This is a genomic window from Roseovarius salincola (genome assembly GCF_026891095.1).
Classification (GTDB): Bacteria; Pseudomonadota; Alphaproteobacteria; order Rhodobacterales; family Rhodobacteraceae; genus Roseovarius; species Roseovarius salincola.
The window spans coordinates 211,932-223,947 of record NZ_JAPTNL010000002.1; the positions used below are offsets into that span (position 1 = coordinate 211,932).

General features: G+C 59.7%; 15 protein-coding genes. 11 read left to right on the top strand and 4 right to left on the bottom strand.

Annotation, left to right across the window (positions count from 1 at the left end; genetic code table 11):
- The first annotated feature begins 2 nt into the window (after nucleotides 1-2).
- Nucleotides 3-1,223 carry a class I SAM-dependent RNA methyltransferase gene (locus tag N5A93_RS03605; RefSeq protein WP_268953695.1) on the top strand — a complete coding sequence of 407 codons (1,221 nt, stop codon included), beginning with the start codon at nucleotides 3-5 and terminating at the stop codon, nucleotides 1,221-1,223.
- Between the two features lie 83 nt (nucleotides 1,224-1,306).
- Complete coding sequence (locus tag N5A93_RS03610) at nucleotides 1,307-1,804, top strand: L,D-transpeptidase family protein (RefSeq protein WP_268953696.1); 498 nt, start codon at nucleotides 1,307-1,309, stop codon at nucleotides 1,802-1,804.
- A gap of 10 nt (nucleotides 1,805-1,814) precedes the next feature.
- On the opposite strand, the gene dalA is transcribed toward N5A93_RS03610, so the two are convergent.
- Nucleotides 1,815-2,330 carry a divisome-associated lipoprotein DalA gene (gene dalA, locus N5A93_RS03615; RefSeq protein ID WP_268953697.1) on the bottom strand — a complete coding sequence of 172 codons (516 nt, stop codon included), beginning with the start codon at nucleotides 2,328-2,330 and terminating at the stop codon, nucleotides 1,815-1,817.
- A 167-nt stretch (nucleotides 2,331-2,497) separates the two neighbouring features.
- Here dalA and N5A93_RS03620 point away from each other — a divergent pair, with 167 nt between their 5' ends.
- Together N5A93_RS03620 and N5A93_RS03625 are read left to right on the top strand one after the other, a co-directional pair.
- Complete coding sequence (locus N5A93_RS03620; RefSeq protein WP_268953698.1) at nucleotides 2,498-3,100, top strand: L,D-transpeptidase; 603 nt, start codon at nucleotides 2,498-2,500, stop codon at nucleotides 3,098-3,100.
- A 142-nt stretch (nucleotides 3,101-3,242) separates the two neighbouring features.
- Nucleotides 3,243-3,434, top strand: a complete 192-nt coding sequence (locus tag N5A93_RS03625; protein ID WP_268953699.1) for a hypothetical protein — start codon at nucleotides 3,243-3,245, stop codon at nucleotides 3,432-3,434.
- Between the two features lie 87 nt (nucleotides 3,435-3,521).
- Here N5A93_RS03625 and hemH read toward each other — a convergent pair whose 3' ends face one another.
- Both hemH and N5A93_RS03635 read right to left on the bottom strand, forming a co-directional pair.
- Entirely contained in the window at nucleotides 3,522-4,583 is a 1,062-nt protein-coding gene (gene hemH, locus N5A93_RS03630; protein ID WP_268953700.1) for a ferrochelatase, read from the bottom strand.
- A 55-nt stretch (nucleotides 4,584-4,638) separates the two neighbouring features.
- Nucleotides 4,639-5,451: a class I SAM-dependent methyltransferase gene (locus tag N5A93_RS03635; RefSeq protein WP_268953964.1), complete on the bottom strand. Its 813-nt coding sequence runs from the start codon at nucleotides 5,449-5,451 to the stop codon at nucleotides 4,639-4,641.
- Between the two features lie 18 nt (nucleotides 5,452-5,469).
- Here N5A93_RS03635 and N5A93_RS03640 point away from each other — a divergent pair, with 18 nt between their 5' ends.
- The 4 genes from N5A93_RS03640 to N5A93_RS03655 are packed head-to-tail and all read left to right on the top strand — an operon-like array spanning nucleotide 5,470 to nucleotide 7,772.
- Nucleotides 5,470-6,201: a ComF family protein gene (locus tag N5A93_RS03640; RefSeq protein ID WP_268953701.1), complete on the top strand. Its 732-nt coding sequence runs from the start codon at nucleotides 5,470-5,472 to the stop codon at nucleotides 6,199-6,201.
- 33 nt (nucleotides 6,202-6,234) lie between these two features.
- Nucleotides 6,235-6,492 (top strand): glutaredoxin 3, encoded by a 258-nt coding sequence (gene grxC, locus N5A93_RS03645; RefSeq protein WP_268953702.1) that lies wholly within the window; start codon nucleotides 6,235-6,237, stop codon nucleotides 6,490-6,492.
- A gap of 5 nt (nucleotides 6,493-6,497) precedes the next feature.
- Entirely contained in the window at nucleotides 6,498-7,328 is an 831-nt protein-coding gene (locus tag N5A93_RS03650; RefSeq protein ID WP_268953703.1) for a carbon-nitrogen hydrolase family protein, read from the top strand.
- Nucleotides 7,329-7,772, top strand: a complete 444-nt coding sequence (locus tag N5A93_RS03655; RefSeq protein WP_268953704.1) for a MarR family winged helix-turn-helix transcriptional regulator — start codon at nucleotides 7,329-7,331, stop codon at nucleotides 7,770-7,772.
- A 7-nt stretch (nucleotides 7,773-7,779) separates the two neighbouring features.
- Here the strand turns inward: N5A93_RS03655 and ubiG are convergent, their stop codons facing one another.
- The gene (gene ubiG, locus N5A93_RS03660; protein ID WP_268953705.1) at nucleotides 7,780-8,526 is read right to left on the bottom strand and encodes a bifunctional 2-polyprenyl-6-hydroxyphenol methylase/3-demethylubiquinol 3-O-methyltransferase UbiG; all 747 of its coding nucleotides are present in this window, start codon (nucleotides 8,524-8,526) and stop codon (nucleotides 7,780-7,782) included.
- A gap of 50 nt (nucleotides 8,527-8,576) precedes the next feature.
- Between ubiG and pip the strand changes: the two genes are divergently transcribed.
- From pip to nusA, 3 genes are all read left to right on the top strand, one after another.
- On the top strand, nucleotides 8,577-9,551 hold the full coding sequence (gene pip, locus N5A93_RS03665; RefSeq protein WP_268953706.1) for a prolyl aminopeptidase: 975 nt from the start codon (nucleotides 8,577-8,579) through the stop codon (nucleotides 9,549-9,551).
- Nucleotides 9,552-9,807: 256 nt separating this feature from the next.
- Nucleotides 9,808-10,380, top strand: a complete 573-nt coding sequence (gene rimP / locus N5A93_RS03670; protein ID WP_268953707.1) for a ribosome maturation factor RimP — start codon at nucleotides 9,808-9,810, stop codon at nucleotides 10,378-10,380.
- 2 nt (nucleotides 10,381-10,382) lie between these two features.
- Nucleotides 10,383-12,014 carry a transcription termination factor NusA gene (gene nusA / locus N5A93_RS03675; protein ID WP_268953708.1) on the top strand — a complete coding sequence of 544 codons (1,632 nt, stop codon included), beginning with the start codon at nucleotides 10,383-10,385 and terminating at the stop codon, nucleotides 12,012-12,014.
- Nucleotides 12,015-12,016: the final 2 nt, after the last annotated feature.

Genomic DNA, 12,016 nt, shown 5'->3' on the forward strand with positions numbered 1-12,016 from the left:
GGATGAAACGAATTCAGATCAATCGGCTGGGTCATCACGGCGACGGCATTGGCAGCGGGCCGGTCTATGCGCCGCGGACCCTGCCCGGTGAAGTTATCGAGGCTGGCGGCGACGATGGCCGCTTGTGCGATATCCGTATCGTCGAGCCCTCGTCTGACCGTGTCGCCCCGCCTTGTCGGCATTTCAAGTCCTGCGGTGGCTGCCAGTTACAACATGCGTCGGATGATTTTCTGGCCGGATGGAAACAGGACGTGGTGCGCGCCGCTCTGGATGCCAATGGCCTTGCGGCGACCGAGTTCCTGCCGATTGCCACGTCTCCGCCACGCTCGCGTCGCCGTGCCACCCTTGCGGCGCGGCGTACCAAAAAGGGCGCGATGGTGGGGTTTCATGCGCGCGGTTCGGATGTGATCGTCGAGATCCCGGATTGCCAGTTGCTGCATCCTGATCTGATGCGGGCCTTGCCGCTGGTCGAGATGCTGGCCTGCGTCGGCGCAAGCCGCAAGCATAGCCTGGCGGTGGCGGTGACGCTTTCGCGTAATGGGCTTGACGTGTCGGTCACCGGGGGCAAAGCGCTTGACGGGCAGCTGCGCCTCGAGCTGGCGGCGCTTGCCGGGCAGCACGACTTGGTGCGCTTGTCCTGGGAGGATGAGGTGATCGCGACTCGTCTGCCCCCGGAGCAGCATTTCGACGGGCTGGCGGTGGTGCCGGCGCCCGGTGCATTTCTTCAGGCCACGCAGGAGGGCGAAGACATCTTGCGAGAGGATGTGGCCGAGATCGTCGGCGCGGCGAAGAAGGTTGCGGATCTTTTTGCCGGCTGTGGAACATTCGCACTGCCCTTGGCGCGCCGCGCCGCTGTGCACGCGGTCGAGGGCGACAAGGCGATGGTCGCGGCACTTGATATGGGGTGGCGCAAGAACGAAGGGCTGAAGGCGGTCACACATGAAGCACGTGATCTTTTCCGCAGACCACTGATGCCAGACGAACTTGCCCCCTTCGATGCCGTCGTGATCGACCCGCCCCGCGCGGGTGCGCAGGCGCAAGTCGCCGAGCTGTGCGCCGCGTCGGTGCCGGCGATCGCCTATGTCTCGTGTAGCCCCGCCAGCTTTGCGAGGGATGCCAAAACGCTCGTAGAAGAAGGGTTTCAGCTTGATACGATCCGCGTTGTCGATCAGTTTCGATGGTCCGCGCATATCGAACTGGTTGCGGCATTCCGGCGCCATTGAGCCGGACACCAAAACGGTGCTTTGAAAAAAACCAAGATGCGTTAAAATTGCCCGCGAGCAGGCAAGACAGGCGAAACAAGAAAATGAACGTCATCCGTTTGATTGCTGGCGGGCTTCTGTTGGCGGCACTGGCCAGTTGCGGCGCGTCCAAGTTCAAGACCTATCACGGCCCCGAGGTGACAAGGATCGTTGTCAACAAGAGCGACCGCAGAATGTATCTGTTGCATCACGAACAGGTGCTGAAGGCTTATGATGTGGATCTCGGCTTTGCGCCCGATGGCCACAAGGAAGTCGAGGGCGACGGGCGAACGCCCGAGGGCGACTATCTTATCGACCGGCGCAATCCCGACAGCAGCTACCACCTGTCGCTTGGAATCTCATATCCGAACGAGATAGATGTATCGCGGGCCGCTGCGGTGGGCATGAGCCCGGGTGGAGACATCTTCATTCACGGCGGGCCGCGGAATTCGCTGACAAGACGCCCTGACTGGACTGAGGGTTGTATTTCGGTCACGGATGCCGAAATGGAGGATATCTACGCGATGGTTCGCGACGGAACGCTGATCTCGATCTACCCCTGATGAGGGCGGATTACTGGCCCATGACCAGGGTCCACCAGATCTTTCCGCTGTCTTCCTGAAGCCATGAGAATCCCATCTGCCTGGCGTCAGGCGCAAGAATGACGTCCCGCGTTGTCGGTTCCTCCATCCACGCCGCAAGGGTTTCCACCTCGGTTTCGTAGGTTTCCGAGATATTCTCGCCGATCAGTTCGTCCTCGTATCCGACGCGGCGCACCCGGTCGATCGGGGACGACCCGTCCGATCCGAAATGCCAGGGCCGGTTCTGGATCGACATATCGCGCGAATGTGTCGCCGCTGCCGCGTTGAGTTTCGAGTTGAGCTCCACGGGCTGCCGATCTGCGGCCTGCCGCAGAGAATTAACTGAATCTAGCATGCGATATTGAATCTGTGCGGTCTGGTTGTCGCGGATGCGATAGACCTTGGGGAGTGGTTTGCCATCCGGGCCGAGCTGTGGCTCGGGGGGTGGCGCGGCACAGGCCGAAAGCGCCAGAAGTGCGGAGAGGAGCAATATAAAAACGCGCACCATGATCGTCATCCTGCCTGATTTCGGTTCTCAAGCTCTAGCGCGGGTCGCGCCGTGTTTCAAACCCACATCCCACATGATTTGCGAAATCGCGCCGGATTGAATTGCGACTGCGGCCCGCGCGCAATATATTCTCGAGTCTAATATAGAATCCAAGCCGGAGTTTAGACATGGCTTCCAAGTTCGCAAAGTCGCTAAACCGCCGCATGTTTCTTGCTGGAAGCGCAGCAGTAGCAGGGGTGCCCGCCTTCGCGCAGAGCCTTGATGGTGACGACACTGTCGAGATTGAGGAAAGCGTAAAACATGCGGTTCGCCGCAATATTTCGAGTTTCCGGTCGCTTGATTGGCAGCCCTATTTCTCGAACCTGAATAACGGCGCGATCCTGGTCGACATATCCTCGCGCGCCTTGCATTACTGGTCGGAAGGTGGGCAAACCTACAAGCTCTACCCGTCGAGCGTTCCCCTGTCAGAGGATCTGACTCGCCGTGGTCGCACCAGTGTCGTGCGCAAGGTCGAGGGACCAAGCTGGCGGCCCACCCCGGCAATGCTCAAGCGCAATCCGGAATGGCCGGAATATGTGGGTCCGGGTCCTGATAATCCGCTTGGCACGCACGCGCTGTACCTAGGCTGGACCTATTATCGAATTCACGGAACACACGATACGCGCAAGATCGGGCGTCGCTCTTCCAATGGCTGCATCGGCCTTTATAACGAGCATATTTCCGAACTTTTCAAGTTGGCGAAGATTGGCACGCAAGTGTTGCTAATTTGACGAAATGAGTCCCCTCTTTTTCTATTAAGGGCAATGTTGCGTTTGCAAATTAACTAGATTGCTGCATAGAGAATTTCACGAGGTTAGACTTGGGTGCTTGGTGCCATAATAAACGGCAGCAAGCCAATATCAGGAGGATAAAATGAAGAAACTCGTTCTCGCCGCTGCATTGACCGCCGCTGCTTCGACCGCTTTTGCCGGCAACATGCAAGAGCCCGTCATGGAGGCTCCGGTTGTTGTTGAAGAAACCACTGCAAGCTCGTCCGCAGCTGGTGTGTGGATTCCGCTGACGATCCTGGCGATCATCGCGGCCGCAGTTGCAGCTGACGCCTGATTTCATCAGACACGGCTAAGAAACGCGAAAAGGCAGTGGTTGATCCACTGCCTTTTTGTTTGTCGACCCGTCAGATCGGGCGGAATTTCAGTCAAGCCAGCCCTTGAGGTTGGTTTCCACCACCGAGGCAAGCGCCTTGATATGCGCTTCATTGTCGTTGAGGCAGGGAATATAGGTGAATTGCTCACCGCCCGCCTCTTCGAAACTTTCCCGGATCTCTTCGTTGATCTCTTCCAGCGTTTCGATGCAATCCGCAGAGAAGGCCGGCGCGATGACCGCGATCTTCTTCTTGCCTTGCTTGGCCAGTTCGGCGACGTGCTCAACCGTGTATGGCTTCAGCCACTCTTCCGGGCCGAAAACCGACTGGAAGGTCGTCGTGATCTGGGTATTGTCCCAGCCAAGCCGCTCCTTCAGCAGGCGCGTCGTTTTCTGACATTGGCAATGATAGGGATCCCCCTGTAACAGGTAACGCTTGGGCATCCCGTGATATGAAACCACAAGAATATCCGGTCGGTCGCTGATATTCGAATAGGCATCCTCAACCGATTTCGCCAGGGCCTCGATATATTCCGGCTTGTCGAAGTAGGGCTCTGCGACGCGTGCGATGGGTTGCCATGTTTCGTCCATCAGGGCGCGAAAGAACTGGTCGTTAGCCGTGGCTGAAGTGGCTCCGGCATAGTGTGGATAGAGTGGGAAGAAGAGAATCCGGGTGCAGCCCGCCTTGACCATTTCGCGGACCTTGGATTTCGTGGACGGGTTTCCGTAGCGCATGCAGAAATCCACCATCACCTGATCGCCATAGCGTTGATGCAGCGCCTCGGCCATTCTCGCGGTCTGGTCGCGGGTGATGGTCATCAGAGGACTTTCGTTCTTTTCCTCGTTCCAGATGGATTTGTAGGCTTCGCCGCTGGTAAAGGGGCGCTTGGTCAGGATGATCAATTGCAGAAGGGGCTGCCATTTCCACGGGCTGTAGTCGATCACACGGCGATCCGACAGAAATTCGTTCAGGTAGCGGCGCATCGGCCAGTAGCCATAGTGATCCGGCGTGCCAAGATTGGCGAGAAGAACCCCTGTCTTGGGTTTTGCGATGGCGGGATGATCGGCCGGAGCGTTCTCCGGGCGTGCCGCGTCGGTGCCTGCGTCAAGCATTTCCAGTACCTCGTTGTGGCGGATTTCGCATCAAGATAGCCGCTTAATAGTATCGTCAATCCTTGAGCGCTGTTTCTTTCGTTCCAAGTGCGTCGGCAAGTCGCGCCGAGGCTGAGCCGGGACGCAGGGGTTTTGGCTGGCTTTCATCAGGCGCCCAGCCGGTCAGCACCATTAGATCGAAGGTCGCCGGGATCCGTCCGTCTGAGCCGCCAAAGCTGTTGGTGTAGATATCGCAAGCGCGGCGCATCACGTCGCGGCGCATGGGTTTCCTGGGGCGACTCGCAAGCGCGCTGACCTCTCCCATGGCGCGCAGATCGCGCATGAGCGCAAGCACCGAGGGATATGTCGCCGTCAGCTGCACGTTATCTGCGACTGGCAGCGTGAACCCAGCCCTTTGCATCAAGCCGCCCAGATCACGGATTTCACCCATCGGAGCCACGCGCGGCGAAAGACCGCCGGTTACATCGGATTCCGCCTGTGCGAGCGCGCTGCGCAATTGGTGCAGGGTCGTGCCTCCGAAGAAGATTCCCAGGAACAGACCATCGGGGCGCAGCGCGCGGCGCGACTGAATCAGTTGACCTACGGGATCATTTGCCCAGTGCAGGCACATAGCATGCACCAACAAATCGACACTACCTTCCGAAAGCGCCAGCGTTTCTTCATCCGCATGAAAGCTGGCCTGAGGCAAGTGATTTTCCCAGAAGGAGGAAAAACCGGTGACGACTGCGGTATTCGTAAACGACCTGTTAACCAGAGAGAGGCGATCCTCGATCTCGGCGGCAGCGGCTTCGTGAAGAAAAAACGCCGGCGCCCGCATCGCCCGGTGGCGGTTGCGCACAAGCGCGGCTCGGTCGGTGATCTGGTTCATCATGCAGGAAAGAATAGGATGCGCGGCCAGGCTTTTCAAACCATGTTGCGGCTTCTCTACCCGCCAAGATGCACCATATGCGGTGAGCCCGTCGAAAGTGATTTTGGCCTTTGCGGGCCATGTTGGCGGGATACACCGCTGATTACGGGGTTGTGCTGCGAAACCTGCGGCGTCCCGCTACCGGGCGAGGGTTCGGGGCAGGCCGAGTTCTGTGATGATTGCCTGGCCATCGCCCGCCCCTGGAGCAAGGGGCGCGCTGCGGTGCTTTACCGTGACAACGGGCGCAAGCTGGTTCTTGCGCTCAAGCATGGGGACCGGCACGATATCGTTCGGCCCGCCGCGCATTGGATGGCGGGCGCCGCAAGGCCACTTCTGAGCGAAGACATGACGATTGCACCGATTCCGCTTCACTGGACGCGATTCTTGCGTCGACGATTCAATCAGTCCGCCTTGCTGGCGAAGGCCGTGGCAGAACACCTCAATTTGCTTTATTGTCCCGATTTGCTGGTGCGCAGGCGCCGCACCCGCGTTCTGGACGGGCTGGGCCGGGACGGGCGCCATGAAACATTGTGTGGGGCCATCAAGGCGCATTCCGGTCGTCGACACCATCTCGATGGACGGGTGATCCTATTGGTGGACGACGTGATGACCTCGGGCGCGACGCTGTCAGCGGCGACCGAAGCATGTTTCGCCGCTGGCGCAAGGGATGTGCATGTGCTGGTACTGGCGCGCGTGGCCAAGGATGCATAAGTTCATGCCAAACAGCTTTACGGGAAACGAACCATGCAACCAGTTGAAATCTACACCTCTCCACTTTGCGGATTCTGCCATGCCGCCAAGCGCCTGCTGAACCAAAAGGGCGTCAGCTATAGCGAAGTGAACGTGCTTGCGAATGCGGCAAGCAAGCCCGAGATGATCCAGCGGGCAGGCGGCAAGAGAACGGTGCCGCAGATCTTTATCGGCAGCATCCACGTGGGTGGGTGCGACGAGCTATATGCGCTGGAGCGTGCGGGCAAGCTTGATGCGCTGCTCGCGGCATAAGAGGGATGCGGACCGCCCTTCTTCAGCTGAACAGTAGCGATGACCCCGCAGAGAACCTGCCGGAGACGCAGACGCTGATTGCCGAGGCGAAAGCCGGGGGGGCGGATCTTGTGCTGACGCCCGAGGTGACCAATTGTGTCTCGACCAACCGGACGCGGCAGCAAGAGGTGCTTCAGGCCGAGGATGAGGACATCACGCTGGCCGGCTTGCGGGCGCAGGCGCGCGAGCTGGGGGTCTGGCTGCTGATCGGGTCTCTTGCGCTCAAGACCGACGACAGCGATGGGCGCTTTGCGAACCGCTCGTTCCTGATTGCGCCTGATGGCGGGATCACAGCGCGATACGACAAGATCCACATGTTCGATGTCGAGGTGTCGGAAACCGAGAGCTACCACGAATCAGCTGGCTATCGGCCTGGGCGCAACAGCACTCTCGTCGAGACGCCGCTCGGGCGGATCGGCATGACGATCTGCTACGATATCCGGTTTCCGAATCTCTATCGTGGCCTTGCCCAGGCCGGTGCGGAGATCCTTACGATACCCTCCGCATTTTCCCCTGTGACCGGAGTGGCCCACTGGGAGCCGCTCCTGCGCGCGCGGGCCATCGAAACCGGCGCCTACGTGCTGGCGCCTGCGCAGACCGGACAGCATGCTTCGACGCGCGGCAAGCAGCGCAAGACCTACGGGCATTCCATGGCGGTCGGGCCCTGGGGGGACATTCTGGCCGATGGTGGTGTGGAGCCGGGTGTCGTATACGTTGATCTCGACCTCACGCAGGTGGCACAAGCACGTCAGCGCATCCCGTCGCTACACGCGACATCCGAATTCGACGGCCCTTGAATGAATGACAGCAACAACAATTCCCTTGCCGTGGCCCTGTTCAGTGAGATTCTGACGAACGACCAGTTGATTCGGAACAGGCTGAGCCGGGTTCTGCCCAAGGGGATGGAAATCAGCCATTTCTCTGTTCTCAATCACCTTGCGCGCGCCGGAGACGAGCGCAGCCCCGCACAGCTGGCCAAGAGCTTTCACGTCACGCGCGGTGCGATGACCAATACGCTGAGCAAGCTGGAATGGGCGGGTTATGTGCATATTCGACCCGATTGGGACGACGCCCGCCGCAAGATGGTGGCGATCAGCCCGGCCGGAAGACAGGCGCGCAACGCGGCGATCGCAGCCATCGCGCCTATGATTTCGGAACTCGTGGGCGAACTGGGCGACGAAAAGGTGCGCGCGACGCTACCTGTCCTGCGGGAGCTGCGCGCCAAGCTTGAGACCGGTTGACGTTCGTTCAGGCGGGCTTCACGGATGCGGTGACGTAGTTCACGCTCAAATCGCTTGCAGACAGTGACCAACTCCAAGTGAAAGGGTTGAAGACGAAACCTTTGCGATCCACTGGGTTCAGCCCGGCTTGTTCGAGCAGGCGGAAAAGCTCTTCTGGGGTAATAAACTTGCTCCACTCATGCGTGCCCTTGGGCAACCACCGCATGACATACTCGGCTCCCACGATCGCCATCGCAAAGCTTTTCGCATTGCGATTGATGGTCGAACAAATATGAAGTCCGCCCGGATTCAGAAGAGCCTGACAGGCGCTGACATACGCGAGCGGGTCGGAAACATGCTCGACCACCTCCATATTCAGGACCACGTCGAATCGTTCGCCCGCTTGGGCCAGAGCCTCGGCGGAACTGTGGCGATATTCGATATCGAGCCCTGATTGCTGGGCGTGCACCTGTGCCACCGGGATGTTGCGGGCCGCGGCATCGGCGCCCACGACATCGGCACCAAGTCGCGCCATGGGTTCGGACAACAGCCCGCCACCGCATCCGATGTCCAGAATACGCAGCCCTGCAAAGGGGGCATCGGTTTGAAGGTCCCGGTCGAATTCGGCGGCGATCTGTGAGGTGATATAGTCGAGCCGACAGGGATTGAGCATGTGCAAAGGCTTGAATTTGCCGTTCGGATCCCACCATTCGGCGGCCATCGCTTCGAACTTGGCGACTTCGGCGGGATCGATCGTGGTTTGAGCGGCTTGCATTCTGCTCTCCATATGCTCATCTGTTTCTGCGCCCTCAATATAGGACTCTCATGGATAAATTCTCAGGCCAAAAGAGCGCAGTCCAGTATTTGCATCCACCGATCGATCCGTTTGACCGGAGAATGTTGGATGTTGGCGATGGGCATGAGATCTATGTCGAACAGTCCGGCAAGCGGGACGGCCTGCCGGTTGTGGTGCTGCATGGCGGGCCGGGGGGCGGCAGCAGCCCGGCGATGCGGCGGTATTTCGACCCGAACGTCTATCGGGTCGTGCTGTTCGACCAGCGCGGGTGTGGGCGCTCGCGACCGCATGCCAGCGTCGAGGCCAATACGACATGGCATCTGGTGGCAGATATCGAGCGGATCCGTGAGACGTTGAGGATCGAGGACTGGATCGTTTTCGGCGGCAGTTGGGGGGCTACACTGGCGTTGATCTATGCGCAGGCGCATCCCGATCGTGTCCGGCATCTCGTGCTGCGGGGCGTTTTCACCATGACGCAGGCCGAGCTGGACTGGTTCTATGGCGGTGGCGCTGGGCGGTTTTGGCCGGAGACCTGGCATAAATTTCAAGAGCTTATACCGCTTGAGGAGCGGGGCGATATGATCGCGGCCTATCATCGGCGGCTGTTTTCCGGCGATCAGGCCGAGGAGGTCCGCCACGCGAGGGCCTGGTCGGCATGGGAAAACGCGCTGGCGACGGTGCAGTCCAGCGGTACGGGTGGTGACAGCCCGCCGGACTATGCGCGCGCCTTCGCGCGGCTGGAGAACCATTATTTCATCAATGCCGGCTTTCTGGAATACGACGGACAAATCATTGATCAGGTTGGACAAATTTCTCATATTCCAGGAACGATCGTACAGGGGCGGTATGACATGATCTGCCCGCCTCAGGCGGCTTATGCGCTGGCGAGTGCTTGGACAAAGGCCAGTTTGAGGATGATCCCGGTGGCTGGTCATGCGCTGTCCGAGCCGGGTATCAGCGCAGAGCTCATCAAGGTAATGACCCGCCTGGCGCAGGAAGTTTAACGGCCTGAGTGGGGTTGAAAATGCATGTCGGCTTCGTGTCGGTATGACGTCGGTATCCTGTCGGCGCGCGGCGTGGTGCGGGCCAATGCGTTAAAATAGATGGGACGAATGGCGATTCATTGCCGCGCGCTCTTGCAGACTCGGCGCATGGGGCGTATATGACCTTTCAACAGCGGCGCCTCCGGGTCCAAACCGGCAGGCTCCACCGGACAAGTATGACGGGCCGCGAGCCCGTTTTTTTGTGCCTGAAAGACCGATGAGCAACGACCTGATAGCCAAAACAGCAATCGACCGGCGCCTGGCCGAGATCATTACCCCCGTCATTGAGGATATGGGGTATGCTTTGGTGCGCGTGCGTTTGATGGGGGGCAAGACCCATACCCTTCAGATCATGGCCGAGAAACCCGGTGGCGCCATCGAGGTTGATGACTGTGCCGAGATATCGAACGCCGTAAGCGCGGTGCTGGATGTCGAGGACCCGATCATGGATGCCTACACGCTGGAGGTATCGAGCCCCGGTATCGACCGGCCCCTTACCCGGCTCAAGCATTTCGAAGAGTTCGAGGGTTACGAGGCCAAGCTGGAGACGTCCGAGCTGATTGGCGGGCGCAAGCGGTTCAAAGGTGTTCTGGCGGGGGTCGAGGATGACGAGGTGCTGATCAATATCGACGAAGGCACCGTAGGGCTGAAATTCGACTGGCTGAGCGACGCCAAGCTGGTGCTGACCGATGAGCTGATTAAGGAAATGCTGAAGGCCCGCAAGGCCGCCGGCGAACTGAATGAAGACGCGTTTGATGAGATCGAGACCGAACGGTCTGAGGAGGACTGAAAATGGCAATTACCTCTGCAAACCAGCTTGAGCTGCTGCAAACCGCCGAGGCCGTCGCCCGCGAGAAGATGATTGAACCATCGCTGGTGGTCGAGGCGATGGAAGAAAGCCTCGCGCGTGCAGCCAAGAGCCGCTACGGCGCCGAGATGGACATTCGCGTCAGCATCGACCGCAAGACAGGCAAGGCGACCTTCACGCGTGTGCGCACCGTGGTCGAGGATGATGAGCTTGAGAACTACCAGGCCGAACTGACCGTCGAGCAGGCCAAGCAGTATCTCGAGGATCCCAAGGTCGGCGACCAGCATGTCGAGGAAATCCCGCCCGTCGATCTGGGCCGCATCGCCGCGCAATCCGCCAAGCAGGTGATCCTGCAGAAAGTTCGCGAAGCCGAGCGTGATCGCCAGTTCGAGGAATTCAAGGATCGCGCTGGCACCATCATCAACGGTGTCGTCAAGCGTGAGGAATACGGCAATGTCATCGTCGATGTGGGCCGGGGCGAAGCGATCCTGCGGCGCAACGAAAAGATCGGCCGCGAGAGCTATCGCAATGGTGACCGTATCCGCGCCTATATCAAGGATGTCCGCCGCGAGGCGCGCGGGCCGCAGATATTCCTGAGCCGTACCGCGCCGGATTTCATGGCCGAGCTGTTCAAGATGGAAGTCCCCGAGATTTACGACGGGATTATTGATATCAAGGCCGTCGCCCGCGACCCCGGCAGCCGGGCCAAGATCGCTGTCATCTCGTATGACAATTCGATTGATCCCGTGGGCGCCTGCGTCGGCATGCGCGGCAGCCGCGTGCAGGCGGTGGTGAACGAGCTTCAGGGCGAAAAGATCGACATCATCCCCTGGAATGAAGACCAGCCGACATTCCTTGTGAACGCCCTGCAACCGGCAGAGGTGAGCAAGGTCGTTCTGGACGAAGAGGCTGAGCGGATCGAAGTGGTTGTGCCCGAGGATCAGCTTTCGCTGGCCATTGGCCGTCGTGGTCAGAACGTGCGTCTGGCCAGCCAGCTGACGGGTCTGGACATCGACATCATGACCGAAGCTGAGGATTCCGAGCGCCGCCAGAAGGAATTCGAGGAGCGCACCAGCCTGTTCATGGAAACGCTGGACCTGGACGAGTTCTTCGCCCAGCTTCTGGTTTCGGAAGGGTTCACCAACCTCGACGAGGTCGCCTATGTCGAGCTTGATGAATTGCTGGTGATCGACGGTGTCGATGACGATACTGCCAAGGAGCTTCAGGCGCGCGCGCGCGACGTGCTCGAAGCGCAATCCCGCGAGGCCCTGGAAAAGGCCCGCGCGCTGGGTGCCGAAGACAGCCTTATTGATTTCGAGGGTCTGACACCCCAGATGATTGTTGCGCTGGCCGAGGATGGCGTGAAAACGCTCGACGATTTCGCCACCTGCGCCGATTGGGAGCTGGCAGGCGGATGGACCACCGTGGATGGCGAACGCGTCAAGGATGACGGTGTTCTGGAACCATTCGATGTCTCCCTGGAGGAGGCGCAGAACATGGTGATGACAGCCCGCGTGATGCTGGGCTGGGTTGATCTTGCCGATCTGGAGGCCGAAGTCGAGGGCGAGGCGGGAGATACCGCTGGCCAAGGCGAAGAACAGGAGGCCGAGGCCTGATC

What these genes read in the sequence shown, in the direction of transcription:
- N5A93_RS03605 (WP_268953695.1), top strand. Translation starts at nt 3, where the DNA reads ATGAAACGAATTCAGATCAATCGGCTGGGTCATCACGGCGACGGCATT.
- N5A93_RS03610 (WP_268953696.1), top strand. Translation starts at nt 1,307, where the DNA reads ATGAACGTCATCCGTTTGATTGCTGGCGGGCTTCTGTTGGCGGCACTG.
- dalA (WP_268953697.1), bottom strand. Translation starts at nt 2,330, where the DNA reads ATGGTGCGCGTTTTTATATTGCTCCTCTCCGCACTTCTGGCGCTTTCG.
- N5A93_RS03620 (WP_268953698.1), top strand. Translation starts at nt 2,498, where the DNA reads ATGGCTTCCAAGTTCGCAAAGTCGCTAAACCGCCGCATGTTTCTTGCT.
- N5A93_RS03625 (WP_268953699.1), top strand. Translation starts at nt 3,243, where the DNA reads ATGAAGAAACTCGTTCTCGCCGCTGCATTGACCGCCGCTGCTTCGACC.
- hemH (WP_268953700.1), bottom strand. Translation starts at nt 4,583, where the DNA reads ATGCTTGACGCAGGCACCGACGCGGCACGCCCGGAGAACGCTCCGGCC.
- N5A93_RS03635 (WP_268953964.1), bottom strand. Translation starts at nt 5,451, where the DNA reads ATGAACCAGATCACCGACCGAGCCGCGCTTGTGCGCAACCGCCACCGG.
- N5A93_RS03640 (WP_268953701.1), top strand. Translation starts at nt 5,470, where the DNA reads ATGCGCGGCCAGGCTTTTCAAACCATGTTGCGGCTTCTCTACCCGCCA.
- grxC (WP_268953702.1), top strand. Translation starts at nt 6,235, where the DNA reads ATGCAACCAGTTGAAATCTACACCTCTCCACTTTGCGGATTCTGCCAT.
- N5A93_RS03650 (WP_268953703.1), top strand. Translation starts at nt 6,498, where the DNA reads ATGCGGACCGCCCTTCTTCAGCTGAACAGTAGCGATGACCCCGCAGAG.
- N5A93_RS03655 (WP_268953704.1), top strand. Translation starts at nt 7,329, where the DNA reads ATGAATGACAGCAACAACAATTCCCTTGCCGTGGCCCTGTTCAGTGAG.
- ubiG (WP_268953705.1), bottom strand. Translation starts at nt 8,526, where the DNA reads ATGCAAGCCGCTCAAACCACGATCGATCCCGCCGAAGTCGCCAAGTTC.
- pip (WP_268953706.1), top strand. Translation starts at nt 8,577, where the DNA reads ATGGATAAATTCTCAGGCCAAAAGAGCGCAGTCCAGTATTTGCATCCA.
- rimP (WP_268953707.1), top strand. Translation starts at nt 9,808, where the DNA reads ATGAGCAACGACCTGATAGCCAAAACAGCAATCGACCGGCGCCTGGCC.
- nusA (WP_268953708.1), top strand. Translation starts at nt 10,383, where the DNA reads ATGGCAATTACCTCTGCAAACCAGCTTGAGCTGCTGCAAACCGCCGAG.